This is a genomic window from Pseudarthrobacter sp. BIM B-2242, assembly GCF_014764445.1.
Lineage (GTDB): Bacteria > Actinomycetota > Actinomycetes > Actinomycetales > Micrococcaceae > Arthrobacter > Arthrobacter luteus_A.
In genome coordinates this window covers 3,246,350-3,271,844 of the sequence record NZ_CP061721.1, presented here as the reverse complement: position 1 = coordinate 3,271,844, position 25,495 = coordinate 3,246,350, and the positions used below count along the sequence as shown (strand labels likewise).

The 25,495-nt window shown below is 62.2% G+C and carries 26 protein-coding genes; 14 read left to right on the top strand and 12 right to left on the bottom strand.

Annotation, left to right across the window (positions count from 1 at the left end; translation table 11 throughout):
- Window positions 1–73 precede the first annotated feature (73 nt).
- Window positions 74–823 (bottom strand): GAF and ANTAR domain-containing protein, encoded by a 750-nt coding sequence (locus IDT60_RS15095; protein ID WP_191079660.1) that lies wholly within the window; start codon window positions 821–823, stop codon window positions 74–76.
- Between the two features lie 166 nt (window positions 824–989).
- On the opposite strand from IDT60_RS15095, the gene IDT60_RS15090 reads away from it, so the two are divergent.
- Both IDT60_RS15090 and IDT60_RS15085 read left to right on the top strand, forming a co-directional pair.
- Entirely contained in the window at window positions 990–1,247 is a 258-nt protein-coding gene (locus tag IDT60_RS15090) for a type II toxin-antitoxin system Phd/YefM family antitoxin (protein ID WP_191079659.1), read from the top strand.
- Between the two features lie 2 nt (window positions 1,248–1,249).
- Window positions 1,250–1,513: a type II toxin-antitoxin system RelE/ParE family toxin gene (locus IDT60_RS15085; RefSeq protein ID WP_191079658.1), complete on the top strand. Its 264-nt coding sequence runs from the start codon at window positions 1,250–1,252 to the stop codon at window positions 1,511–1,513.
- A gap of 39 nt (window positions 1,514–1,552) precedes the next feature.
- Here the strand turns inward: IDT60_RS15085 and IDT60_RS15080 are convergent, their stop codons facing one another.
- Both IDT60_RS15080 and IDT60_RS15075 read right to left on the bottom strand, forming a co-directional pair.
- Complete coding sequence (locus IDT60_RS15080) at window positions 1,553–1,921, bottom strand: VOC family protein (protein WP_191079657.1); 369 nt, start codon at window positions 1,919–1,921, stop codon at window positions 1,553–1,555.
- Between the two features lie 9 nt (window positions 1,922–1,930).
- Window positions 1,931–2,947, bottom strand: coding sequence for an NAD(P)/FAD-dependent oxidoreductase (locus tag IDT60_RS15075; RefSeq protein ID WP_191079656.1), 1,017 nt, complete (start codon window positions 2,945–2,947; stop codon window positions 1,931–1,933).
- Between the two features lie 121 nt (window positions 2,948–3,068).
- On the opposite strand from IDT60_RS15075, the gene IDT60_RS15070 reads away from it, so the two are divergent.
- Entirely contained in the window at window positions 3,069–3,653 is a 585-nt protein-coding gene (locus tag IDT60_RS15070; RefSeq protein WP_191079655.1) for a helix-turn-helix domain-containing protein, read from the top strand.
- Window positions 3,654–3,670: 17 nt separating this feature from the next.
- Here IDT60_RS15070 and IDT60_RS15065 read toward each other — a convergent pair whose 3' ends face one another.
- Window positions 3,671–4,405: a GAF and ANTAR domain-containing protein gene (locus IDT60_RS15065; RefSeq protein ID WP_191079654.1), complete on the bottom strand. Its 735-nt coding sequence runs from the start codon at window positions 4,403–4,405 to the stop codon at window positions 3,671–3,673.
- Between the two features lie 61 nt (window positions 4,406–4,466).
- Window positions 4,467–5,495: an alpha/beta fold hydrolase gene (locus IDT60_RS15060; RefSeq protein ID WP_191079653.1), complete on the bottom strand. Its 1,029-nt coding sequence runs from the start codon at window positions 5,493–5,495 to the stop codon at window positions 4,467–4,469.
- 331 nt (window positions 5,496–5,826) lie between these two features.
- On the opposite strand from IDT60_RS15060, the gene IDT60_RS15055 reads away from it, so the two are divergent.
- On the top strand, window positions 5,827–6,531 hold the full coding sequence (locus IDT60_RS15055) for a hypothetical protein (protein WP_191079652.1): 705 nt from the start codon (window positions 5,827–5,829) through the stop codon (window positions 6,529–6,531).
- Entirely contained in the window at window positions 6,528–7,367 is an 840-nt protein-coding gene (locus IDT60_RS15050; RefSeq protein ID WP_191079651.1) for a hypothetical protein, read from the top strand. Before IDT60_RS15055 ends, IDT60_RS15050 begins: the two co-directional genes overlap by 4 nt.
- A 139-nt stretch (window positions 7,368–7,506) precedes the next feature.
- Here the strand turns inward: IDT60_RS15050 and IDT60_RS15045 are convergent, their stop codons facing one another.
- Together IDT60_RS15045 and IDT60_RS15040 are read right to left on the bottom strand one after the other, a co-directional pair.
- On the bottom strand, window positions 7,507–7,908 hold the full coding sequence (locus IDT60_RS15045) for a VOC family protein (RefSeq protein ID WP_164205405.1): 402 nt from the start codon (window positions 7,906–7,908) through the stop codon (window positions 7,507–7,509).
- Between the two features lie 10 nt (window positions 7,909–7,918).
- The gene (locus tag IDT60_RS15040; RefSeq protein WP_191079650.1) at window positions 7,919–8,356 is read right to left on the bottom strand and encodes a helix-turn-helix transcriptional regulator; all 438 of its coding nucleotides are present in this window, start codon (window positions 8,354–8,356) and stop codon (window positions 7,919–7,921) included.
- Between the two features lie 210 nt (window positions 8,357–8,566).
- Here IDT60_RS15040 and IDT60_RS15035 point away from each other — a divergent pair, with 210 nt between their 5' ends.
- From IDT60_RS15035 to IDT60_RS15025, 3 genes are all read left to right on the top strand, one after another.
- Window positions 8,567–9,256, top strand: coding sequence for a hypothetical protein (locus tag IDT60_RS15035; RefSeq protein ID WP_191079649.1), 690 nt, complete (start codon window positions 8,567–8,569; stop codon window positions 9,254–9,256).
- A 343-nt stretch (window positions 9,257–9,599) separates the two neighbouring features.
- Window positions 9,600–10,301 (top strand): hypothetical protein, encoded by a 702-nt coding sequence (locus tag IDT60_RS15030; RefSeq protein WP_191079648.1) that lies wholly within the window; start codon window positions 9,600–9,602, stop codon window positions 10,299–10,301.
- Between the two features lie 47 nt (window positions 10,302–10,348).
- On the top strand, window positions 10,349–11,050 hold the full coding sequence (locus tag IDT60_RS15025) for a hypothetical protein (protein ID WP_191079647.1): 702 nt from the start codon (window positions 10,349–10,351) through the stop codon (window positions 11,048–11,050).
- A gap of 55 nt (window positions 11,051–11,105) precedes the next feature.
- Here the strand turns inward: IDT60_RS15025 and IDT60_RS15020 are convergent, their stop codons facing one another.
- Together IDT60_RS15020 and IDT60_RS15015 are read right to left on the bottom strand one after the other, a co-directional pair.
- Window positions 11,106–11,735: a hypothetical protein gene (locus IDT60_RS15020; RefSeq protein WP_191079646.1), complete on the bottom strand. Its 630-nt coding sequence runs from the start codon at window positions 11,733–11,735 to the stop codon at window positions 11,106–11,108.
- Window positions 11,736–11,852: 117 nt separating this feature from the next.
- Window positions 11,853–12,071: a hypothetical protein gene (locus IDT60_RS15015; protein ID WP_191079645.1), complete on the bottom strand. Its 219-nt coding sequence runs from the start codon at window positions 12,069–12,071 to the stop codon at window positions 11,853–11,855.
- 895 nt (window positions 12,072–12,966) lie between these two features.
- Here IDT60_RS15015 and IDT60_RS15010 point away from each other — a divergent pair.
- The 6 genes from IDT60_RS15010 to galU all read left to right on the top strand — a co-directional run bounded on the left by IDT60_RS15010 (window position 12,967) and on the right by galU (window position 22,214).
- On the top strand, window positions 12,967–16,104 hold the full coding sequence (locus IDT60_RS15010) for a hypothetical protein (RefSeq protein WP_191079644.1): 3,138 nt from the start codon (window positions 12,967–12,969) through the stop codon (window positions 16,102–16,104).
- A 787-nt stretch (window positions 16,105–16,891) separates the two neighbouring features.
- On the top strand, window positions 16,892–17,173 hold the full coding sequence (locus IDT60_RS15005) for a PqqD family protein (RefSeq protein ID WP_191079643.1): 282 nt from the start codon (window positions 16,892–16,894) through the stop codon (window positions 17,171–17,173).
- 30 nt (window positions 17,174–17,203) lie between these two features.
- Entirely contained in the window at window positions 17,204–18,400 is a 1,197-nt protein-coding gene (locus IDT60_RS15000) for an ATP-binding protein (RefSeq protein ID WP_223883736.1), read from the top strand.
- An 89-nt stretch (window positions 18,401–18,489) separates the two neighbouring features.
- Window positions 18,490–20,067, top strand: coding sequence for a polysaccharide biosynthesis tyrosine autokinase (locus IDT60_RS14995; protein ID WP_191079642.1), 1,578 nt, complete (start codon window positions 18,490–18,492; stop codon window positions 20,065–20,067).
- An 82-nt stretch (window positions 20,068–20,149) separates the two neighbouring features.
- Window positions 20,150–20,983, top strand: a complete 834-nt coding sequence (locus tag IDT60_RS14990) for a nucleotidyltransferase family protein (RefSeq protein WP_255527062.1) — start codon at window positions 20,150–20,152, stop codon at window positions 20,981–20,983.
- A 340-nt stretch (window positions 20,984–21,323) separates the two neighbouring features.
- Window positions 21,324–22,214 carry a UTP--glucose-1-phosphate uridylyltransferase GalU gene (gene galU / locus IDT60_RS14985; RefSeq protein ID WP_191079640.1) on the top strand — a complete coding sequence of 297 codons (891 nt, stop codon included), beginning with the start codon at window positions 21,324–21,326 and terminating at the stop codon, window positions 22,212–22,214.
- Window positions 22,215–22,237: 23 nt separating this feature from the next.
- Here the strand turns inward: galU and IDT60_RS14980 are convergent, their stop codons facing one another.
- From IDT60_RS14980 to IDT60_RS14970, 3 genes are all read right to left on the bottom strand, one after another.
- The gene (locus IDT60_RS14980) at window positions 22,238–22,636 is read right to left on the bottom strand and encodes a VanZ family protein (protein ID WP_255527061.1); all 399 of its coding nucleotides are present in this window, start codon (window positions 22,634–22,636) and stop codon (window positions 22,238–22,240) included.
- Window positions 22,637–22,810: 174 nt separating this feature from the next.
- Window positions 22,811–23,446 (bottom strand): LPXTG cell wall anchor domain-containing protein, encoded by a 636-nt coding sequence (locus IDT60_RS14975; protein WP_191079638.1) that lies wholly within the window; start codon window positions 23,444–23,446, stop codon window positions 22,811–22,813.
- A 170-nt stretch (window positions 23,447–23,616) separates the two neighbouring features.
- Entirely contained in the window at window positions 23,617–25,494 is a 1,878-nt protein-coding gene (locus IDT60_RS14970) for a DUF4012 domain-containing protein (RefSeq protein ID WP_191079637.1), read from the bottom strand.
- Between the last annotated feature and the right edge of the window lies 1 nt (window position 25,495).

Below are 25,495 nucleotides of genomic sequence, written 5' to 3'. Positions count from 1 at the left end.
AACTGTCGTTTTGAGCCCTCATAACGACAGTTGGCGCTACTTACATTTGGGGGAGAGGGGGGGACGCGAAACCTCAGGCCCGCGCTTTGAAGTACGCGGCCGGCACCCCGCCGGGCATGACCCGCAGGAGGTCCTCGGCCACCTCGCGGACCGTGAGGTTCCGCTGCCTCGAAGTCTGGGTGAGGATCTGGAACGCCGTCTCGTAGGAGCACTGGTTCCGTCCCATGATCACCCCGCAGGCTGTGTCGACTGCGGTGCGGGCGGCCAGTGTGGCGCGGTTCTCCGCGGACACGGCGAGGTTTGCGCGGTATTTCAGCGCGAGCCGGAGGCTTTTGGCAGCCACGCCCGAGAAGACCAGGACCTTGCCCGCAATCTCCGGCGCGAACATGTTCGGGGTCGCGGAGTAGAGCGTCAGCGCGGCGGTGTACCCGCGTTCCAGTTGGAGCGGGATCGCGACGGCGGACCGGAAACCTGCCGCCGTAAGGTTGCCGACGTACTCGGGCCACCGCTGGTCCGGGCGGCGGTGGTTGAGGACGATGGACAGCCGGCCGCCAAGGGCACGCCCTGTGGGACCGGCGCCGGTGCGCTGGTCCCAGCGGGAAAGCTCGACGGCGGGACCCTCGCCGTGTGCCACCGTGCACGGTGTCCCGTCCGGGCGCACCAGCGTCACGGTGCCTTCCACCGGCGAACCGGCAAGATCACCGACCGCACTGACAGTGATCCGGACCAGAGCCCGCGCCAGTGCGGCCTCCGAATGCCCATGGATGTCCAGCAAGGCTCCCGAACCGGAGCCAAGCCAGGTCTTATGTTGTTCAATTAGCATGCGCCAAACCCCCAGAGTCGGTACCCCCACAGCATACGAACCTGAGTACTGGGACGCACGAGTAGTGAGTACTCGTTTTTTGGGAGGCTGCCGTAGCCTGGCTTTTGTACCTTTGCATCATTTCGTAAGTTCTGTACGAAATGTACTTTCGGTGTACCCTACAAGGATGGAAATTGATCCCAACTCGGTCACTGTCGGCGCCCTGCGCGAGCACTTGCCTGATGTTGTCAACAGGGCAAACTACGGGCATGAGCGCGTTCAAATAACACGTCATGGCAAACCGGTCGCTTTCCTGATAGGCGTTGAGGATTTCGCACGGCTGGAAGCGCTTGAGGACGCAGTTGATCTTGCGGAATTCCGTGCAGCCAAGGCCGAAGACGATGGCACTCGCGTCAGCCTGGCCGAGCTTCAGGCTGACCTCTAGGCGTGGCCGGCTACGCGGTCGAATTCACCACCGGCGCAGCCAAAGAAATCCGCAAGCTGGACGCTGGTGTGCGTCGAAGAATACTCTCGTCTGTCGCGGCCCTTGCAGAGGATCCGCGCCCGGCCGGATGCAAGAAACTTGTAGGCGAGCAGAACGCCTGGAGGGTGCGAATTGCGGACTACCGTGTGCTGTACGAGATCCATGACGAGGTGTTGACCGTCACCGTCGCGCGGGTTGCGCACAGGCTCGAGGTCTACAAAAAATGACCCAGCCGTAACCTGATGTTCCGGTTATTCGGAAGCGTTCTACCGCGCCGGAATCTCCTGGATAACCCACTTGTTGCCATCCGGGTCGCTGACGGAAGCGAAGAGGAACCCGCCCATGTCCTGGGGCTCGCTGACGGGGGCGCCGCGGCGGACCAGCTCGGTGCGGGCCTCGGCCATGTCCGGCACCACCAGCTGAAGACCCTCAAGGCTGCCCGGCACCATGCTGTTCATGCCGGTGCCGATCACAATTGAGGCGGCGGAGCCCGGCAGGGTCAGCTGGACAACGCGCATCCCGGGAATGTGTTCGACGTCGTGATCGAGCACGAAGCCGAGCTGGTCAGTGTAGAAGGCCTTGGCGCGGTCCACATCGGAAACGGGCACCTGAACAACTTCGAGTCGGAGTTCCATGCCGTCACCCTACCTTGCCAGGCCGTGGCGCTGCCCGCCCAGCACGGCCTCGGACACAGCCGCTTCGGAAGCGGCTGAGAAGGGACCGAAACGCCCCTCCACCGCCCAGCGGGTCTCCTCCTCTATGAGGTCGGCGTTGATCCTCGCGCCGGCCATCACACCCTCGGATGCCGCGGTGATCACCTGGGCCATCAGATTGGAGACGTTGCCGGCCGCATACACGCCCGGAACCGCCGTGGCACCCATGGCGTCGGTCTCGATAAACCGTCCGGCCCCCGACGGGTGCACCTGCGAAGCAAGCCCAAGGGATTCCAGCAGCGCGGACCTGGCTTCCATCCGTGACCCGACGGCCAGGGCCTCCACGGAAAACGACGAACCCTCCCGCAAAGAGACCCCCGTAAGGACACCGTCCACAGAGTCGACAGAGGCCACGGCACCCCCAACCACACGGACTGACCGGGCAGCGAGTTTCTCCCACTCCTCGTCCGTGGGAGAAACCGTGTCGTTGAGGAACAGGGTGATGTCGGGGGACCACTGCCTGAACATCAGCGCCTGATGGATGGACAGCGGGCCCGTGCCCAGCACGCCGATCCGTTGCCCGCGGATTTCCCAGCCGTGGCAGTAGGGGCAGTGCACCACGCCCTGTCCCCACTGTTCGCGCAGCCCGTCGATGGGCGGCAGCCCGTCGGCCAGGCCGGTGGTCACCAGGAGTCGTCGCCCGGTGAACCGGCGGGAATCCCCGAGCACAACCTCGAATCCGGAAGGCGTCCGCCGGGCCGAAACAGCTTCGCCGTCGAGGACCGTCCCTCCGTAGGAGAGCACCTCGCTGCGCCCGGCGGCCAGCAGCTCGAGCGGGTTCATGCCGTCCCGGGAAAGATAGCCGTGCACACCCGCCGCCGGTGCGTTGCGGGGCGTGCCGGAATCAATGACCAGCACCGAGCGCAGCGCCCGGGCCAGTGTTGTGGCCGCGCTGAGTCCCGCGGCGCCGCCGCCAATAATCACAGCGTCGTATCGTGTGGTGTCCATGGTGCCTGTCCTTCGTTCACGTCCTGAGAGAGAGCCGCCAATATCAGTGGCGGTCAATCCAGCTTCGGGCGCACCACCAATTGTTGGCAAACTTTCTTGCTGTTATGGCAAAATGCAGGACATGGCCAATGAACTTGATGACGTACTCGGGGCGGTGGGTCCCCGGCTTCGGGCTCTCCGGACGGAACGGAACCTCACCCTCGGGGAAGTGTCAGCCTCGTCGGGGATCTCTGTGAGCACGCTGTCCCGCCTTGAATCCGGCCAGCGCAGGCCCAACCTGGAGATCCTGCTGCCCCTGGCGCAGCTGTACGGGGTGCCGCTCGATGATCTGGTGGGTGCCCCGCCCACAGGGGATCCGCGGATCCACATGCGGCCCATCACCCACGCGGGGATGACGGCTGTTCCCCTCACGCGCCGCCCGGGCGGCCTGCAGGCGTTCAAGATGGTGCTCGACGGCGGTGCCCGCGGCGCCGAGCCCGATCCCCGTGTTCACGAGGGGTACGAGTGGCTCTACATCCTCAATGGGCGGCTGCGCCTGGTGCTGGGGGAGAAGGACTTTGAACTGCGCGCCGGCGAAGCGGCGGAGTTCGACACCCGCACCCCGCACTGGTTCGCCAGCGCTGACGGCAAACCCGTCGAATTCATCAGCCTGTTCGGACAGCAGGGCGAGCGCATGCATATTCGGGCCAGGCCCAAATCCTCGTAGCCGAGAAAACCAGGGACTTACATGTCGAAGTAGGTGGTAGGTTCCTCGCCCGAGATCTTAATGACGATGTCCTCGGCAACGTCCCGGAGCTTCTGGTTCCGGTGGCTGGAGACCTTGATCAGGATGCCCATGGCTTCGTTCTGGGTGCAGCGGTTCTGGCCCATGATGATGCCGCATGCGAGGTTGATGGCGGTGCGGCTTTCCATCGCGGCGCTCAGGTCATCCGCTGCCCCTTCGGCGCTAGCCACCCGCACGGCCAGGCGGACGGCGGTGCGGGCGACTCCGGCGAAGCTGACAGCCTCAGTGATGGTCGCCTCGGTGAACACGCCTGTTGTCGATGCGAAGAAGTTCAGGGCAGCGGTCGCGTCCTCACTGAGGTCAAGAGGCACACCAAGGGCGCTCAGGACACCCTCCTCGAACAGGCGTTCCTGGTACACGGGCCAGCGGGGGTCCGTCCGGACGTCTGCCAGGAGGACGGGGGCCTTCACTTTCAGGGCGTCGATGCAGGGGCCCTCACCCACCTGTTGTTCGATCTTGTCCAGGTGGATGGCCCGCTCTGTGCTGCCGCCGACTGTTCGCGTTTTTTTGTTGTGCCGGAGGGTGACGCCGCACTCCACCGTGGTCCCGGCCGCACGGCTGAGTGAGGAGGCGGCAATGCTGGACAGCCCGCCCAGGAAATCGGCTACCGATCCCGTGCCGATGATCAGGTCCTGGAGCTCAAGGAGCAGCTCGTGTTCGGGGGAAATGGTCATGCCCAAATCTAGGACGAACGGAGAGCAGCCACAACCCGGACGCCCCTAATCGTCCCTGCGCCTATCCAGCCCCTGCCCCCAGGAACGCGTCGATCCCGTCCGCCAGCTCCTTGGCCTCGGTCCAGTGCAGGTAGTGCGGGCCCTCGAGCACCACCAGCTGATGCCGCGCCACATTCTCCAGCTGGCGTTCGTGCAGGCTCAGCCAGTCTGCCCGGTGGTCGATGGTGTCCTGTGCCAGGAACTGCAGCACCGGAAGCCCGCTGGGGTAGCTGAGGCCGTGCAGTTTCGCGGCGTTTTCCCCGATCCGGTTCGTTTCATCGGTCACCGCCGCGTTGCCGAAGTTCCAGCTCGCGAGCATGCGCATCTGCTCAATTTCGGCCTGCGTATAGCTGCTGCCCTCCGGATCGGCCAGGCCCAGCGCCGCAGCCCAGCGGACCAGCCCGGTGGTGGAGGCCAGGCGTTCCCAGAAATTGCCCGACGGCGGTGCATCGGCAGGTGCCGCGGAGCCGGGCGGCGGAGCGGGTGCGGTAGGCACAGTGGCGTCGAGGCCGATGACCGCCGACACTTCCGCGGGGTACTTGTTGGCGTAGTACAGGGTGGTGAAGCCGCCGATGGAGTGGCCCGCCAGAACATAGGGCCCGTTGATGCCCAGCGCGGAGAGCACCGAATGGAGTTCCTCGGACTGGTTCTCGAGGGTCCGCGGCCTGACGTCCGTGTCGCTGTAGCCGTAGCCGAACCCCTCCACCACCACGGTCCGGTACCCGTCCAGCTCCCTGACCAGCGGGGCGAAGTCCAGCCCCGGCGCCGGGGTGCCCAGCCCGCTGAGCAGCACCAGTGTTGGCCCGGTGTCACCTGCGCGGGAGACGTTGATGGTTCCCTGTTCGATCCGGACGCGCTCGCCGTACGGAGTGGCATTGGCGCGCTCAACGCCTTCCAGGATGAGGTTGGCAGCAGTGGAGACAAGCACCAGCCCGAGCAGCACCAGGGCAACCCGCGCAATAACCCGAAGCACCCGCCGTCGCCGTTTGGGGCGTAGCTGCCCGGGCTCCGGGACGGAACGCGGGCGGCGGGAGAAGAAGCGCAGCGGCATGACGATATCTTAGGCCCGCCCGCAAGGAGTAGGCCTACCCCTTGTGGTTGTCCCTGCGCGGCGTTCCGAAAGCCTCAGTTCCTACGAGACCGGAGCTTCTGTGTAATGGCCCTCGAGGCAGCGATCATGATCCTGTTCGCAACCTTCGCACTCGTCCTGGCGGCCGCACGCGGTGACCGAACCCGGGGACGACGGGCGTTCTCGTCACGGGGAACGGGAACGCCCGGGTAACGCCACCGTAACGGCGGGTTTGATTCCATGACGGGTGACACGTCGCGCCACTCGCGGTGTGCTGAGTCAGACGTTCACCCCTACGCGAGGAGTAGCTTCCATGGCGAATGACGATGGAGAAGAAACGAACACCGCCGGCAGGCGGCCCTCCGACCTGCTACCGCCGCCGAACCTCTTCAGTGCCGAGATCCCCAACCTGGGACCCGTTATCGATCCTCCGTTCGTCGACGTTCCAGACTTCAGCCACTACCTGACCCCGCCGAACATCACCCCGGTCGACGTCGAGTATTTGGAGCCCAGGATCAGCGATGAAAGTCGCCGGGAAGCGGCGGACGTTGCCCTCGCTTCGGAAGCGGTCGCATCAAATCTCCGGGACAAACGCTACGAGGTGCTGGAGATCGGTACGCGATCCTTGGATCGCGAGACCGACTTCCCCCTGGTCATCATCTACGACTACACCGACGATGTCGTTGTGGAGGCGATGGTCGATCCGGCCCGGAAGGCGGTGCTCGATGTGAGCGTCAAGCGATATCAGCCACCGGTGACCGACGCCGAGCACCGCGAGGCGCTGGCCATCCTGCGTGCCGAGAACCCGCTGTCCGACGCCGGCATTGACCTCGACCCCGCCGTGAGTCTGATTGTCGAGGACGTGAACTTTCAGAGCCCTCGCTTCGGGCATCGGGTGGTGGACTTGCGCTTTGGACCTGCGGACAGGTACGTCCCGACGGCCTTTGCCATCGTTGATCTCAGCAACCGGGAGGTCGTCAAGACCGGCCTGATACCGAGGGAGGAGGCATCACTATGAGCGTTTTCGCACGTGTGAGTTGGCCTGCCGAGGCTCCGGTCTGGACGTTCCTGTGGGAGCTAAACGACGGGGACACCGAGGCCATCGCCTTTCGGGATGTGGTCTTCCGCGGCAGGAAGGTCCTGCACAAGGCAAGCTTGCCTATGATCCGGGTCCGCTACGACTCTGGGAACGGCCCTTACAAGGACCAACTGAGCATCGGGAACATGGATCGACCCGTCAAGGTCTACGAGCACTTCCAGGGAGGTTTCCGTCACCTGGTGGTGGAGAGCTATCACCGGATCGGCAGATATCATCTCCTCAACCGATGGTTCTTCCGCCACGACGGACTCATCCTGCCGCAGCTCCACAGCGCCGGCCTGCAGCATCCGTCCACCCATCAGCATCATGTGTACTGGCGCTTCGACTTCGACATCGAAGGGGCTTCGAACAACTTGCCACTGGAGTACTCGCCGGGGCAGACCACAAACTGGGGCTACGGGCCGGGTTGGCGGCCATTAGTGGGCGAGGAGGCCATTTACTCGTCCAACACCTCCTGGGCGATTCTGAACAAGAAATCGAACCGTGGCTACAAGATCAATCGGGGACAGTTCGATGGGCGGCCCGACTTTTTCGGCGGGCTGAATGGGGCGATCGTAGCCTACCGGGGCGCTGAAGACCTGAGAGGGCGCCTGGGATCGGCCAGCGATGACGGGCTGTATCAGCACATCACCGGTGAGCCAGTCAACGGCACGGACGTGGTGATGTGGTACGTCGCACACCTCCAGCACGTCTACCACGGCCCCGAGTTCGAGTGGCATGCGTGTGGGCCGTTGCTCTGGCCAATTCGCTACTAGCTAGGTGCGCGGGTCAGCACCGGTTACAGACTGGGAGGTGCTAACTGTCACACAGTTGCCCCGCGCCGTTTCAAAACGCACGACGTCGGCACCCAACTTGGGTGCCGACGTCGTGCGCTCCGGTGGTGGGGGAGCGACGCTAGCCCTGGTTGATGCGGATCATGTTGCCGGAGGGGTCGCGGAAGGCGCAGTCGCGCGGGCCCCACGGCTGGTCGATGGGTTCCTGGAGGACTTCGGCGCCGGATGCGCGGAGCTTCTCGAAGGTGGCGTCGAGATCGTCCGTGGTGAACACGAGCATGGGCATCACGCCCTTGGTGAGCAGTTCCTGGATGGCGTCGCCGTCGGCCTGGGAGCGGCCGGCGTGCGGAGGGGAGAGGACCAGTTCGAGGTCGGGCTGGGCGGCGTTGCCCAGGGTGACCCAGCGCTGTCCGTCGGAGCCGACGTCGTTCCGGACTTCGTAGCCGAGGGCGTCGCGGTAGAACGCGAGGGACTCATCGAGATCGTTGACGGTGACGTGTGCGTATTTCAGTGAAATGTTCATGTCTTCCACGCTATTGCGGCGGCGTCAGGGACGCTTCTTCAATCCTGCTCGGTTTGCGCGAGGGCCGGGTGTGCTGCCGGGCGATGCAGGACGGCATGGCCTTTACCGCATGGTGCTCCCGGGCGCGGTAGGCGCTGGGGGTCATGCCCACGATCTCGGTGAACCGCGAGCTGAACGAACCCAGCGACGTGGAGCCCACTTCCATGCACGCATCGGTGACGCTGGCGCCGGCGCGCAGCAGCGCCATGGCGCGTTCTATCCGGCGGGTCATGAGGTAGTTGTACGGCGTCTCACCGTAGGCGGCCTTGAACTGGCGGGAGAAATGCGCCGCGGACATCAGGGCGCCGGCGGCCATGGTGGGGACGTCCAGCGGCTTGGCGTACTCGCGGTCGATCAGGTCACGGGCGCGGCGCAAGTGCGCCAGGTTGGCCAGTTCCTGAGGTGTCATGTCGCCATTCTAAAGCGCGACGTCGGTGCGCGGCTGCCCTGATTTGGCCGCCGGTTTTGCCGACTCCAGTCACCCTCCCAATCACCACATGTGGTGATGCCCGCTCACCCTGCCCCGCCGTAGCTTCGAACTGACCCCGGCACCCTGCCCGGGTCACGTCGATTGGAAACAGCCGGCGCTTCGTGCATGACGAGTAGTCAAGAGCCTCTGATGTCCTCAAGAATTGAGCTTTACCTGCCCGCCGTCCTCATCAGGATTTTTGCGTTGGCCGGATTTCTCTCCGCAGCCATCCTGCTGGTGAACGCCGCCAAGCGGGCAGGCGTCATCCCCACGTCCTCTTTCACGCAGCTGGCTGCTCCGGTCGCCCAACTCGCTGCGATCGGGCTGGTGCTCGGGATCTATGTGCTGGTTTCCCACCAGGCACGAGCGCTGGGAGCCGCGGGTGCGGTGATCTCCGTGGTGGCATTGGCCGGCCTCGTGGGGGTGGAGTTTGTGCTCAACCTTGTCTTTCCCTATGTTGATCCCGGGGTGGTGGCTGCCCTGCGTGCCGGCCCGCTGGGCATCGCCCTGACCGTAGTCTCCATGCTGTTCCTGCTCGGTACGGTGGTCCTGATGCTGGCGCTTTGGCGCAGCTCGAGCGTGCCGAAGGGCATGGTGGTCCTGTACATGGCGAGCGTCATTCCCATCGCGTTCCGTACCGTCTTTCCGGAAACGGTGCTGCAGCTGGGTCTGGTGGGTCTGGCGGTGGCCATCGTGGGGCTTGCCGTTTGGATGCTGCGGAACGTCCCCCAAAAATCCCTAGAGGGCGGGGCCCTCAACCCGGACGATCTCCAGGGCTTCCGGATCGAGGAGCTTCCGCGTTCCGGTGCCCACGTCCAGGATCCAGATAAGGTCCAGTGAACGGACGACGTCGGTCACGCGCCCCTGGTGGAAAAGCTTCCCGTTGTGCCACGCCTGAATGTAGTCGTCCACCTGGAGTGGCGCCGTTTCGGTCTGCTGTGCTGTCATGCTGTGCCCCCTGCTGGTTGTCCCCGTAGGCCCAAGCATGCCGTGGTCAGGTTGCCGGAGTATTTCCGGCCGGTGATTTTTCTGTGTCGGCGGCGCCCGAGAGGAATCTCCAGGCCCGCGAAGGGCCCCGTTGAGGCCGCGGAGGCAGTAACGCACCGGTAACGGGCAATCGCGTTTACTCAGGTCAGGCTCGTGCCTGCATGCTGCAGGACATTCAGTCGGGATGGAGTTAGTCATGGATGGCCGTGACGATGCGTGTAAGAAGGTGACCGGCGGGTCTTCCCGCATGGTTGCACTGCTGCTGGTCCAGTTTGCCGTCAGCGCCATGCTGGTCGCGTGCGGGGGACCGACCTGTACCGGCAATACGAGAGAGTACAACGGCCAATGCCTGAGTGGTATGGCCATCACGTACATCGAATGCACCAAGGAGCGCGGGGTCGACCTAACAACCAAAGTGGGCGGAAAACTCGGAGGAACCTTCAAAGTGGTTGCCGATGCATCCGTCGAGGCGGCCTACGAGGAGCAGAAACGGGAGAACACGGTGGTCGCCCTCCAAGTCGTGTCCGACTGCCTGAAGATTGCCGAGACGCAGGCGGATTCGGCGGTGGATAAGTCGGCGGCCCAGGAATCCCGGAACCGCGCCGACATGATCAAGCAGCAGGTCCAGGAAACGGCCCACATCGAGATCGCCCCCTCTCAGGCACAGGTCGGGGAGTCGCTGAGTGTCAGTGGCCGGAATTTCTACCCGGACGAGACTGTCGCAATATATATTCACGCCACGCTTATCAAGCAGGAGAAAGCTGACAGCCAGGGAGCATTCAGCACCACCATCATTGTGCCGAAAGATGCGCCTCCCCCCGGGTTCTCGACCGTCGTCAGGGCCAGTGGTGAAACGTCGGTGAAGTCGGCCCGGGTCCCGTTTGAGAGGCTGCCCTAGGTGCAAAAAGAATTCCCCGTAGTACTGATTCGCAAAGGAGATGGGGTGTGGTGGCCGGAGTTAGCGATATTGCAGAAGTTGTAAAAATGGTGGCAGACGTGGTGCGGAATACCCGCGATATCATCCAGGCAGTCAACGATGGCCGCAAGTACCTGGAGCTCAACTATCCCGATTCAAGGGACGAGTGGGCTGACCTCCTCGATCAAATGCAACGGACGGTGGAAGGTCTTGCCGAGGTCACCAAGGTGGTCAGTGCCTTTCGGTTCAGCGGGGGTCCAGCCGCCGATTACGAGACGGTGCGCTTCAACAACTATGTGATCGAGCAGAAGGCAAAACTTGTCGAGCTCAATGGCCGGCTTCGGGATTTGAAGGGCAGCAGCGGAAAAGTCCGTGACCTGCGCGATGCCCTTAATGCGCACAGTACGGACCGTGGCTGGGATTCCATGTTCGGGTTGTTGGGCGAGAAAGGTCGCCGGGATGCCGCAGAGCTGGCAAGTGTCTGGAGCAACTTTTATGCGGACGATGAAAAACTTGCCGACACAATTCGCCGGATGATGGAGCTGGCAGAGGCGGCGGTTAAAGATGTCGACGCAGCCCTGGCTCCTGCTGGTATGGCGCACCCCATATACATTCCAGATGCGGCGGCAGTTCTTGGAGTGTATGCAACGATATTTGCGGAGCCGCAGAGGGAACTCAATACGTTAGTTCAATCATTGGAAGAAACGCGCACCGTTCTTACGTCTCGCTGATAATCAAAGGGTGAACGGAAGGGTGAACGCCTGGCAGTATGCAAGGTGGGCTTGTTCAGCCAGAGCCAAGCTCACGTAATTCAAGGTAGAGTTCCCGGTCGATTTGTATCTGAACTCGGAAACCGTGGAACCCCTTTGGTGCGATGGTCGCGAAGAAGGACCCCTCGACGGTTTCTTGGGGTATCAGCCGGAACTCCGGAGTGTCGCGGCGGCCCTGAAATTCAACAGGCGCGGCATGATCGAAGTCTCGCGTAATGTCCTCTCCCACAGGACGTCCTGCCTGATTCGTAACGGTACCGGGGACCAATCGTGCCGTGAGGACCTGATCAAAGTCCGGGCTGGCCGTAATCCGATGTGCGAGGTGGATTTGCTTGGCCCGCCCGAAGCAGAGATACGTCAGCTCCTGGGTCGCACTGTGGGCAGCAGCGACGTCGAGCTCGTTGAAGTGCACGACGCTGCGGACCGCGGCATCAACGCCGCGGACAATCGGGTGCCCTCCGCGCTCGAAGTGGCCCCGGTATATGGTGCCCGCGATTGACGATCGTGCCGGCCCGTCGCCGCTGGGATCGAGCTCAGTGATATGGAATTTCTCGGGCTCGAACGTCCATAAACCATTGCCGTTGGTTTCGCGGTCGGCGCTGAGGAGTTGGCTTGCAGCGTCGTCCAGCACCACCTCAAGGATCACTTGAAAATTGTGTGGACCTTCGAACATGGGCAGATGCGACATGAAAATGGCATCGTCACCAACAGGAGCATGCCGTGGACACCCATCGTGCCGCCATGCCCGCCATGCCCGCCGTGCTCAGACATCAGATGTGTCCTCCGCCTGCTGTTTACCTCGGGTAACGAGCCAATCCGAAACTAAATCCAGCACCGCCCACGTGGCGAGGAAAGCGATGCACTCGATCGCGAAGCTGCCAAATTTGTAGAAGAAAGCCGCTATTCCGAAGGAAATCAGAAAGACCGGAAGTTGCTGCAAAACGAGCTGCTGCGCGCTGAGGAATTTGAAAAGCTGAAACATGAATGGGCCTTCCTTTCCTATATCAGGCCGAGTCCCGTAGTAAGGCATGACGCTCGTAAGTGGGCGCCGCAAGACGGACTTCAGCTCCAGTAAACAACCCTTGCCGTTACTGCAGCGTTACTGAAAACGGGTCAGTAAACCCCTCCAAAAACAGTCCTTGACCCTCAATTTTTGGCGGCCTACCCTGATGAAATCGACACAAATCCGCACCAAAGAACTTCTGCAGACATCGCGTTTTCCTGTCGCGGGAGTTAGAAGTTGTATTCCTTCCACATCCCTGAATTCAAGGCACACGCCATGACAGGAAGGAGCCGTGATGACCGACCAACCGGGTGGCCCCAACGGAGACAATGAGACCGGCGGGCCGGAGCCCGATGACTCGATGCCCCCGGAACGGGAAGAGGCGGAGCCGGAGGGTGGACCCGCCGAGCGGTCGCGGGCGTTCTTGGAGGAACGGCTTACGCCCTTGCGCCGGAAATCTGCAGGTACGGGCACTCCGCCGCCGTCGCCACCCCCTGCCGCGAGGGAAGAGCCTTCCCGGCAAGGTGGACGGGAACCTGGCGGACCGGCTACTGAAGGGTCACCGGAAGCTGAGGAGGAGGGACCGGCCCCTCTGCCTGACCGAAGGCGGCTGATCGAGGAGTACCGCAGGAAACAGGACTTAGGGCACCCGCCGGAGGGAGTGCCCGAGGCTCCCACGGCGCCGCCGCCCGCGAATAACTGGATTCCGTTCGGTCCCTCGGTTGTCCGGCAAGGCCAGGGCGGAGTTAAGCCCGCAGTGAGCGGGCGCACGCCCGCGATTGCCCCTGTCCCCGGAGGCAGCCGCGCCTATATCGGCGCGGCAAACGGGGGTGTATGGCGTACTGAAGACGGCGGCTCGTCGTGGATATCGCTGATGGACGCTTTCGACCTCAATCCGGCACACGCGAGCTCGGACAGCTTGTCCGTCGGGGCGATTGCCGTGGTGCCGGGGGCCGGCGTCGGCCAGGACCGGATCTACGTCGGATCAGGCGAGGGGGCGGGTGGAGCATACTTCGGAGTCGGCCCGATTATTTCGTTGGACGGCGGACAGAGCTGGGCCACGGAAATGGTTTCCCCCGGCAGCCCGGACCTGGCCGGGAGCGCGTTCTATGCGCTGGCGGTCGATCCGGCTGACCCGGACCGTGTTGTCGGCGCAACCAGACGGGGCCTCTACCGGCGGGAGCCTGATGGAGCCGGAGGCTTCCACTGGGACAGCAAGACGCCGCCGGGCCCGGGTTCGGCGTGGGCCACCAGCGTCGTCGTAGCCCGAACCGGGGGTACCACCACGTTCTTCGCCGCTTTCTGGTTCGGTCCGGTCTATTCGTCGACCGACGGCGAGACGTGGGCAGCCGTCGGTACAGGTTTTCCTGCGCAGGTTGGCCGCATCAGCCTTGCGGTCCAGCCTAATAACCCCGGTGTGCTTTACGCATTTACAGAGCAGGGCAACGTCTATCGTCTCGACACGGCCGCCGGAAACTGGCGGCAGGTCACAGGCCTGCCAGCGGCTGGTGACCTTGTCGGCAGCCAGGGCTCGTACGATCTGGCAATCGCGGTGGCACCGGACAGTGTCAACCGTATCTACCTCGGCGGTTCGATTGTCTTCTCAGGGGGCGACTGGTCCGGAGCGCTCTACCGTGGCGACATTACGGTCAGCGCCGCAGCGGTATCAGCCGTCGCTACGTATATAGGCAATTCCGTCCATGCGGACATTCACACCATCGTGTTCACCCCAGGGAACGCGGCACAGCTCTGGGTTGGCTGCGATGGCGGCGTCTACCGCACTAACAACGCAACGGGCACAGGGGATTTGTTCACGTCCTTGAACAAAGGCCTGCAGACGCTCACACTGAACTACCTAGGCCAGCACCCCACCGAGGACGCTGTGGTCTTCTCGGGGTCCCAGGACAACGGCGGCGAACGCTTCACCGGGGAGGAAGCGTGGCTATACACGTCGGGGGGAGACAGCGGCTATTTCGTCGTCAACTGGATCGACCCTTACCGCGTGGCCGACACCTATGTCCGCGGCTCTGTCCGTCGCAGCACCACCGGCGGAACACGCTACAGCTACACCACCCACGCGGTGCCGCTGCGGGCTGGCGAGAATGTTCTCTTCTACGCGCCGCTCGTGGGAACGCCACCCAACCCCGCGGCGCCAGGTGAAGCGGAGATTCTTGCCTTCGGCTCCGTGTGCCCGTGGATCAGCAGCAACTTCGCTACGACATGGCAGTCGATCCCGAACAATACGCTGGCCGGCGACCGGCTCAACGACAGAATAAAGTGCCTCACATTCGCCAATGCGGCAAGACTCTATGCCGGAACCATGAGTGGGGGCGTCTACCGGCTGGACAGGTCCGGTGCCACTTGGACGCGGACGCAGCTCGACACCATTGGCGGGGCGAATAACTTGCCGCTTGAAGGCGTCGTGACGTCAATCGCCGTCGATCCCGCGGATGCGACCGGCAACTCGATCTACATCACTTTCGGTGGCGTGGGGGACTATCGGCACATTTGGCATTTCAACGGCGCCCAATGGCAGCAGCGAAGCGGATCAGCAGCCGGCGCCGCCGATGCGCTTCTCGATGTCCAACACAACGCCCTTGCCGTCGACCCGGTGAACCCCGCACAAGTCTATGCCGGGGCCGATATTGGCATCTGGCGCTCCGTTGACGGCGGTACTACGTGGCAGGTTTTCTCTGATGGTCTTCCTGACGCCGCGGTGCTGGACCTGAAGCTGCACAATCCGCGCCGCCTGCTCCGGGCGAGCACCCATGGCCGCGGGGCGTTTGAGCGTACTCTCGACAACCTGCCGAAACAGGGCATCGAGCTCTACGTCCGGGACACCCAGCTGGACCAGGGCCGGTTCCCCACCGTCAATTCCATCGCGGACCCAGTCAACCAGGGGCAGACCGTGGCCCATTGGCGCGGCCCCGATATCAGGGTCGATACGCCTAACGTGAACGGCCAATACCAATTCCCGCTCGGCGGAACGATTAACTTCCTGGACTTCGTCGACACGCTGAGTGATGATTCCCAGAATGTCGCGACGCACGCGACGGCGACAATAACCACCAGGGTCTACGTGCAGGTCCATAACCGCGGCGTTGTCCCCGCGGACAATGTGAGGGTCATGTGCCTTCTGGCCAACGCGTCCGCGGGCTTGCCGCCGCTTCCGCCCGGCTACCAGACAAGCGTGCAAAACGGAACTAACATCAACACGTCCAACTGGCAGACGCTGGGCGTGGTGACGCTCAACGATGTGCGGGCAGGGTTCCCCCAGATTGCAGCTTTCAACCTGACCTCGGACAAACTGCCGCCACCGGCAAACCTGTCCGGCAACCATCACTTCTGCGTACTGGCTCTGCTCCACCACCAGGATGACCCCTACACGTCTGCAATCACCAACACGGACGTGAATTCGGTTCGGGAACGCAAGGCAGCCCACAAGAACCTCGCCGTGGTCCAGTTCACCGGCACACTCCCGTCGCCGCCACCTGCGATGGTCGCGTTCCGTATCCACGGGGCCGACGCCGAGCGGGAAGTTACGTCCGATCTGGACATTGGTCTTTCCGGTTATCGCGGCCGCGTGAGGCTGTTTCTGCCGCGGCTGACAACTCGGGGCGCCATTATCGAGGCGGGCGACGGCTTGTCTCCCGGTGAAGATTTCGAGCAGTTCAAAGTATGGGCCGCGGAACAGAGTGAGCTCATCACCACGAACCAGGGAAGCCGGCACGCGTACCACAAAGGCTGGTCCAAGCAACGGCTCGGGGACATCCAAGCCGCACTGGACCACGGCCTCATGTTCGTTGCGGGCAGGCGTAAGAAGGTCCGGCTGCGAGGCATCGTTCTGCCGCCCGGTGCCTCGCACACCTTATTCCTCATGATCGACCGGCCGCAGGAAGGACAGGTAGGAGAGTCCTTTGGCCTGAGCATCGTTGAGCGGGATGCAGAACGTCGGAAGCTCCTTGGCGGACTTGATGTCAGGGTGGAGATCCAGCCTGACCCGCGGGCCTAAATCACGGGCTGTGCCGCAAGGCCGCTGCATCGCCGCAGGTCAGAGCCTTCTTGAAGCAAAAAACAGCAGAACTTGACCCAATCTTGCAACGCGGTTGACTGAACCTTTAGTCGCGTTGGGAAGAGTGTGGACTGTCGCGACAACGCGCCGAGCAATTGGCCGGTCCAAAGGACCGCAGCCGCAACGATTTGGGGGCGCATTTGTCTGAGGTTCTGAAAGAAAAAGTAGCTAGCAACGAGGCGCGCGAATTCAGCCGCCGAAGAGTAGCCAAGGGCGTGGCCTGGTCACTTCCGGTTATCGCCACAGCCATCGCGGCTCCGGCGGCCGCGGCTTCCCCAACGACCCCGTCAGCAACCTTTGCGGTTGGATCAGTGACTGTAGCAGGGGCAACATCAGCTACCGGTCCAACGAGTTTCGATATAGAGACCGGGACCACCTTTGCGGGCACGTCGGTCACCTACGGAATCTCCATTGACGCGGTGGCGGGAAATCAGAGGGCGCTTATCTCAGTAGCGTCAGTGACTCCGAGTACCTCTGGGAAGACCGTTATTTCTGGTACTGGCAGCAAGGTAATCACAACATTTTCCGACACCTTGACCACCACACCCGGAAACCACAAACTTCAGGTCGCGTTGAATCGGTTTACTTTCGACGTAAGTCCAGGAAAGGGAACTCACGAGTACGCAGTCACCCTTACGGTCACGCTGGGCAATTCCACATCTGTGACTGTTCCGGCCACCATCACGGTCGTCTTCCCGTGACGTCAGTTCGACACAGCGGAGTAGCCATGACATGGCGCCACTCCACCAACGTCGCCCAGGTCCGCACCGAATCAGCAAACCGCGTTGCCCTACTTCACCTCGACGCCACCCAGCCGGTGGTCCTCGAAGGCACGGCAGCAGCCATCTGGGAGCTGATCGACGGCCAACGCACCGAACAGGGAATCCTGGCCGAGCTAGAGGCCAGCTTCGAGGACCAAAGCGGCCAGATGGCGTCCCAAGTCGCCGAATTTCTGGCGCATCTCCAAGAGCAGTACCTGATTGAACCTGCCAGCGCCGCTGGCCAGTAACAACAAACAGCTTCAGATCCGGGGGGAATCATGAGCAACAGCAACGTACTAGTGGCGTGGGCGCCATTGCAGGTTGAGGAAATGCTGGGCGGAAGGCACCCGCTGTGCCTGGACATTTTGGGCGTGCAGTTCACTGTGCGCTGGGGGCGGGGCGTCACCGGGCAGCAGCGGGAGCGGATGCGCTCGGCGTGGGCGCGGTGTGCCAGTGAAAGCGCACCTCGCCTTCCTTCACTGCCGCGGGAACCCAACGGCTCCCAGCCGTTCTCGGCGTGCGTCACCTATCAGTCACCAACGAACGACGGCGGCACGTTCGCCCTGCAGGCAGCCTCCTTTGAGGAGCTGGCTGAGAACCTGACCTCCCGCATGACCGTTGCCGCCATCCTGGCAAACGCGGGGGAGCTCACCATGCTGCACGCCTGCGGTGTGGCTGATCCGGCCACGGGGGCGGTGGTTGCCCTGGTTGCTAAGTCGGGGACCGGCAAGACCACAGCAGCGAGTGTGATGGCCCGAACCTATGGTTACGTCACGGACGAGACGGTCGCTATCAGGCCGGACGGCTCGGTGGTTCCGTACCCTAAGCCGCTGTCACTGAAGCAGGAGTACGTTGTTCCAAAGCTCCAGGTGGGCCCGGACGAGCTCAGACTCCAGCCGGCTCACACCAAGCTCTTCATCCAGTCCATAGTGCTGCTGGACCGAGTTGAGGGCGCCGTCCGCCCAACCCTAAGCAAGGAGCCGCTCGCCGACGCCCTGCTGGCACTGATCCCGGATTCCTCCTCGCAGGGCGAAATCGATCAGCCGCTGCAGTCGCTGTGCCGCCTGATCGACAGCGTCGGGGGAGTGTGGCGGGTGACCTACTCGGAAGCCGCCGACCTGCCAGCAGCGCTGCAACCGCTGTTTCAGGAGCAGCTCCGAACGAACCCCGAGTGGGAAGCGCCCGCAGTTGAAACCGGGTCGGGACAGATCCCGGCGGGTTTCATCCGGCGCGCAGCATCAAAGGACGCAGTGGCCATCGGTGATGACCTCCTGCTCATGCTGGACAACGAGATTGTGCGGCTGAGCGGGATCGGCCCGGCCATCTGGGAAGCAACCGCGAAAGCCGTAGCGGAAGACCAGCTGGCCGACGAAGTAGGAAAAGTGCACGGCCGCCGGGAAGGCTACCGGGTCGCCGTCTCCGAGGCCGTCCAGCAGCTCATTGCGAAATCAGTCTTGGCACAGGGCAGCAACTAGCCGCCATCCGCGTGGGAAACCACTCGACGCATAGACCCGGCAACGAAGACCGGTCCAGCAGCACCCGAAACGAATGAGAAGGAACCGCCATGAGCGTCACCACAGCCACCCCGGGGGAGGCCCCTGCAGGTCTGGCCCTGAGTGACTACCTGCGGGTGGTCCAGACATACTGGAAGGCGATCACCGCGTTCACCCTGCTGGCCACGTTGACGGCGTTCTGCTGGACAGTCCTCCAGCCCAAGATCTACTCCTCCGATTCCAGCGGCATCGTGGTGACGCCCGGCTCGGACAACGTAAGCCTCTCCCTCGCCGGTGACAGCCTAGCCAAGGCAAAGGTCAAGAACTACGAGTCGGTGGCGCAATCCCGCCTTGTGGCGGATCGAGTGATCGCAGATCTTGACCTGAAGACAACGGCCGACGCCTTGCTCGGCACCATCAGCGTGAAGGTTCCGCTAGACACCGCCGAGATACGGGTGAGCGCCCAGTCGACCGACCCGGCCATCGCACAGCGCGTGGCCGATGCCTGGGTCAACGGCCTCGCCGCCCAGGTGGAAGCGATCGAAACGGCACCTCCCGCCCAGGCCGTTGAGCCCGGCACAGCAGCAACGCCGGACGCCGGAACCTCAGCTTCCGCATCCGCTTCAGCAGTGCGGGTGCTCCCGTTGGGAAAGGCGGTCCTACCCACATCGCCCGTTTCACCCAACGTCAAGCTCACCCTTGTGCTCGGTGCGCTGATCGGCCTCGCCCTCGGCTTGGCCTATGCGCTGGTCCGCAGGCACCTGGACCGGCGCATCCGCAACGCGGCAGAAATCGAGCGGCTCTTCGATGTCCCTGTGATCGGCACTCTCCCAGTGGACCACCGTTTGGATGGAAAAAGCACCGTCCTGGAAGACGGCAGCGAAGCCCCACTCCACGATGCCGGCGGGGCGATGGCCGAGGCCCTTCGGGAGCTGCGCACCAACCTCAGCTTCCTTGACGTGGATCACCCGCCGCGGATCATTGTGGTCACCAGCTCCATGCAGGCAGAAGGGAAATCTACTGTCACAGCCAACCTGGCGGTCACCATGGCGGCCGCCGGCGAGAATGTCGTAGTGGTCGACGGCGATCTCCGGCGCCCCACGCTGGTGGACGTTTTCAACTTGGTTCCGGGGGTCGGGGTCACCGATGTTCTTACCGGCACCGCCGAACTGGCGGATGTCCTTCAGCCTTGGGGTGCCCTGCCGAACCTTTCGGTTCTTGGCTCCGGCCGTATTCCGCCAAACCCCAGTGAGCTGCTGGGGTCCCGGGCCATGCAGAACCTGCTCAGCACCCTGGCGGAGAATGCAATCGTCCTGATTGACGCTCCTCCGCTTCTGCCGGTGACGGACGCCGCGGTCCTCTCCAATGTGGCAGATGGCGCCATAGTCGTGATCCGGTCGGGCAAAACCACTCACGAGCAGTTGGCCCAGTCCCTGGGGAACCTGGAAAAAGTGAAGGGCCGAATTTTGGGTGCCGTCCTCAACTACGTGCCGACCAGAGGAACGGATGCCTATTCCTACTATGGCACCTATACCTCCGCGTCCCGTCCAGCACCTTCTGCTGGACCGCAACTCGTCGATCCCCGGCGGGGCAGTGCGGAGCGCACGGTCCGAGAACCCGTGCCCGTTGGCCGTCGGACGCGTGGCTAGTTCACGCGTGGAAAACCAAGCGAATGAAACGGAGCTCAGCATCCCCGAGGCCGTCCTGCTGGGCCATGCCCTGGTCTCGCGGGTGGTCGACAAACTGGGCATCAAGGCCTTCTTTATCAAGGGCCCGGCCACTGTGATTCAGGGGCTGCGTCTCCCCAGGACGTCAGCTGACGTAGACGTCTTTGTGTCCCCTGGGGAACTTGATGTGATGCTTTCCGGCCTCCGGGAGAGAGGGTGGCGGGAACGCCCGGTGGATCCGGACAACAGAACGTTTCCACAGCACTCGGTTACGGTCGATCACCCAGAATGGCCTTGCTGCATCGACGTCCACTTCCGCTTTCCGGGAATGGAGAACGCGCCCGCTGACTGTTTTGACGTGATGTGGGCGAACACCGAGCGCCTTGAACTTGCAGGGCAGGGGGTGCGGGTCCCGTCAAAGGCGCTGGGAATCGTCATCCTTGTCCTGCATGCCCTCCGCTCACCCCACCTGCCCGCATGCAGGCAGGAACTCGAGTTCCTGGCCAACCTCACGGAACGGCTATTGCAGTTCCCCGAACTTCTGTTTCTCGCCAGGGCGACCGGCTCCCTCGCAGCCATGCGCCCGTTCCTCGAGGACATCCTTCCCCTGCCTGTGGCGGTGGAATGGCCGCAGATTTCCACGGAATGGAGCAACCGCTTGATGGCCAAAGAGCCGGGCAGTGCGCGGCTTATCGGGATTGCCCAAGCCCCCCTGCGGGCGAAGTCCAGAATGCTGTTCCGTGCGGTCTTTCCTGCGCCTGAAGTGCATCTGTCTCGTGATATCTATGCCGATATGTCCCTCCCGGGCAGGCTTAAATTGCATAAGGCCCGGTGGGCGCGGTTTCTGCGAGCGGCACCGCGAATCTTGCGCGACCTCAGCCCACTCCAGAAGGGATAATAAGCGTCGGCCTGTTGGTGAGCCTCCCGTTCGTCGGCTGAACCGACCTTTGGTAGCTGATAATTTGCTGGCCGGCATTGGGCCTACCCAGCCCCGTGGGGAAGCTGTCGAAATCTCGAAGCCTTTGAGCCCTTGGTATCTCCTGAATTTTACGGTCGCGATGTGGATCATCTGCGCGAGCCACGCGTGATTCTCGGATGGCAGCAGCGAGAGCCGCACCGTGGGCGCGTTGTGTCGAAGCGCGGCCGAGGGTTTCCGGTCGTTGAGCCTGTAGAACCTGACGATCGTAATCGTCGTCCCCGATTGAAGGTTTCAGCCATCGATTTTGTAAGGTTCACCTATGACTATGGGGAAAAACATTACAAAAGCCGTGATTCCTGCTGCAGGCTTGGGGACGCGCTTCCTGCCCGCCACCAAGGCGATGCCGAAGGAAATGTTGCCGGTGGTTGACCGGCCGGCTATCCAGTACGTCGTTGAGGAAGCCGTGAAGGCTGGTCTCGATGACATCCTGATGATCACAGGGCGCAGCAAGCGTGCCCTCGAAGACCATTTCGACCGTGCGCCGGGGCTTGAACGGATACTGGAACTTAAAGGCGATCAAGCCCGCTTGGATGCTGTCCACGAAGCCTCTGAACTTGGTCCCATCCATTACGTTCGTCAAGGCGAGGCAAAGGGGTTGGGCCACGCAGTGCTGTGCGCACAGCAGCACGTGGGCGAGGAGGCTTTCGCCGTCCTCCTGGGCGATGACTTGATCGATGAGGCTGAAACGCTTCTCACTACCATGATGGAGGTGCAGCAGAATACGGGCGGTTCGGTGATTGCGTTGATCGAAGTGGATCCGACTCAGATCAGTGCCTACGGCTGCGCAGACATCACGGCCATCGACGGCGAGGAGTATGTACGCGTCAACAGCCTGGTGGAGAAGCCGGCCATCGACGAGGCGCCGTCCAACCTCGCCGTCATTGGCCGGTACGTGCTGCATCCTTCAGTGTTCGGTGTTCTCTCGAACACCGAACCGGGCCGCGGCGGGGAGATCCAGCTGACCGACGCGCTGCAGACCTTGGCTGCGGCCGACGGCGAAGGCTCCGGCGTGTACGGTGTGGTCTTCAAGGGCCGCCGTTACGACACAGGCGACAAGCTCAGTTACCTCAAAGCCGTAATCACCCTTGCATCAGAACGCGTCGAGTTCGGCGATGACCTGAAAACGTGGCTGAAGACCTTTGTAGGCTAGCTGCTGAAGTGTCTGTGATGCCCCTACGGGCCCACCTCTGATTGGCGGTGGGCCTGTAGCTGTTTAAGGGCCACAGCGGCAATCATGGAGCCGATGACAGCCCCGCCCGTATTTGTGACAAGGTCCAGCGGGCTCGCGAACCGGTTGTGAAGAAACAGTAACTGGCCCAGCTCGATGCAGCCGGAGACGATAAATCCTAAAATTCCGATCTGCCACCAGTACTTTTTAGGAAAGGCCACCGCCGCCACAACGCCCAGTGGAACGAAGAGCACTACGTTGGCCGACGCTTCGACAAAGTGGTAATTGAACCACTCAGGGAATCCGTTTGCGTGGAGGAACTTTAGGACGCCGGCGAGTTGGCCCTCAACGGGGGCATCAACAGGGCTGGGCCAGAATGCGATCAGTGCCAGGGGAACAAGCATGGCGACAAGCACAAATCGCCACAGCCCATAACTCTCAAGGTATCTCAAGGAGCTCCCAAATTCGGGGTTGAGCCCATCCGTTCGGTGGTGGCCTGTCGACATTTAAAAGCGGGCGGGGAGCCTCCGGAAAACCGGAGACTCCCCACCCGCTTTGGTGTTGGTGGGTGTGCTGCGTTACGCTGCTGCCTCGGACTTAGCGCGGCGGCGAACTACAACTACGGAAACGGCACCGGCTGCAAGCGCGCCAGCACCAACCAAGGTCCAGAGGACCAAGCCCGAGTCAGCGCCAGTGTTGGCCAATGCGGCGCCGTCGGCGTCGCCACCGCCTGAGTTTGCAAGATCGGAGCCTGTGCCTGAACCGGTAGAGGCGTCAACGGTAACGGTCTGCGAGACTGAGCGACCGGACTCGTTACCAACTGCGGTGATCGTGTAGGTTCCTTCAGCAGCGCCAAGCGTTACCGGCGTCGAGAAGCCGCCATCCTCGTTCGCTGTGACGGTGAACGATTCCGGTGCCGTCTGCGAAAGGACGTTAATCTTGGACGGAACCGCCATACTGGCGCCACCGCCGAGGTTGCTACTGATGGCCTGCGGTACTCCGTTGAACGTAATGGTGATGGTGATGGTCTCACCGGGCGTGAAGCCACTGACCACCGTGAGGATGACCGTTCCACCCGGAGTTACGATAGTGGCGGAAACTGTTGTGCCCGTACTCGGAGCCGGGTATGGTACCGCCGGACCTGCCATGGCCGGGCCTGCGCCAATGAGCGCGATGGATCCTGCGAGCGCGAGCGCAGCAATAGACTTCTTCATTTTTGTCCCCCTGAGACCTTTTCAAACCGGATGTCACATTATTTGTGGAGATTCCCCATCCCCATGTGACATTGGGGTGAATCTCATGTCTTGCCCAAAACGACGATACCACTCACTTAGTGGAGGATCCAAAGTGAATCCAAACACTTTACATACCGTTCACAATCTCGTCACGGAACAGGGTCGCATGTCGCCGATTCGGTTTCCAGAAGCACGTCTCCGATGTCTTGGACAGTGGGTGTCACACGCAGGGCGGGGCGGGTATGTTGGACGATTTTATTGAATTTCATGTCAACTGTGCTTGATTCGCCCGGTGCCAGCGTCACTGTTGTAGTGCCGACCGGTCTTCCGGCGTGGCGGTGCGAACTGACAGAAGTCACCTTGCCGTCCTGCTTTGCGCCAGCCAGATTTGCCTGAACCGGCCCGTATGCTGTCACGTTGGTTTGAACAGTACCTGGCGCAATGCCGAACGCTCCGCCACCCGTCACATAAGAGGGCAACGAAGTTGCTGCGTTTGAAGGTGCGGTATTTGTGCTCGCAATCCTGACAGTGATTTGTGAATAATCATCGGAGGTGCACTCTTGAATCAGTTGCACGGTCCTCTTGATGTAGAAATCCATTTTTGCGCCTGTGCCGTCATTGAAGTAGACACCGAACTGTGCTGGGGCAACGCTCGGTCCAGCGACGGATCCGCTTAAGGCGTACTTCGCTATTACTGACTGCTCCGATGGCAATCCTGACCAGACGAGAACACGACCCTCGCCGGTACCCCGAGTGAGGCCTTCGATCATGCCCTTTGCGTTTCCCCTGCCGTCTGATAGGGCCGCAAAGATCTCTTGAGCGACTCCGGCGAAGTAGACGTCTTGAAGAACGGGCTGCTCGATCTTGGCATAAACGTCGGAGAGTAGGGTCTGGACGACGTTTTTCCCGGTCAGTTCTGTCGGTAAGCCCAGAGACGCGAGCTTCACAAGCTCGGGATGGGTAATCTTCACAGGGCCGGTGGCATCCAGGATATAGGATAATGCAACTGGGTCAATGGAGATTACTCCGTCAACACGCTGTCCGGTCTTTCTCTCCCACATGGCCTGAGCGGTGCTGGCCGCCGTTGGAAAATCTGGCGTCAAATTAACATCTTGCATAAACTTGCCCACGCGCTGCGAGTAGATCTGTTGTTGCTCGGGATCAGTAGGCACTATTGGGGACATGACACCGATATCTGCGGCGCTGCTTTGTGCGCCGAGCGTCAGCCTGCCCTCATCGAAATTGAGAACGGCAAGCGCTCCAGGTATGCCGCCAGAGGCCCGAGTCTCGGCGTTATTTTGGATCATGAGGAGATAGCTGCGTGGTGATTGCGCGCCGAGCATTCCCGGCGCGAGGCTCGACGCGTTGGCGGCTGCGTCTAGGGTCCCAGTAATGTCTTGAAGTTGGTCCCTAGCTCTGGTTAAGGGCTCAGCCACGTGCGGCATGAGTTTCGTGGTGTCGATCTGACGTAGCCTGTCCGCCGACAGCCGAACGGCATGCGCAGCAGCAGAAATGCTTGGCGAGGCTGCTCGGAGTGGTTCCAAATCGGTACCTGAGGCGCTAGGCAGAAGCGTTCCCCAATCAAGAGAGCCATAGACTTCAACCAGCGGTGCTAGACCGAGGTTGGCTACATCGTCGGCTGAGCGTGCAACTTCGGCGACCGCGCTGAAGTTTGATCCAACTCCAGGCAACGTCGATGCCAAGGTCCATAATGGGTCGTCTGCTGCTTGTTTCGCGGTTGCAGCATGGGCGCGCACGCTTTCAACCGTGACAGTGGCCGCATCGGAATTACCGGAAGCTATTTCTTCTTTGAGGGATGGGATCAGGCCGGTCACGGAGGTGAGTTCAGAGTTTATCGCGGACGCCTTGCCTCCCAACCAGGCTGCCCCGGCCACAGCAATGAGTACGATGGCCGCCAACGAGCCCAGCAGACTCACGAGCAGTCGGCGACGAACTTTCCGGCCGGATTTGGAAAGCTGGCTCGTGGACGGCACAGCAATTGCCGGGGTGCCTTGATTTTCATTCATC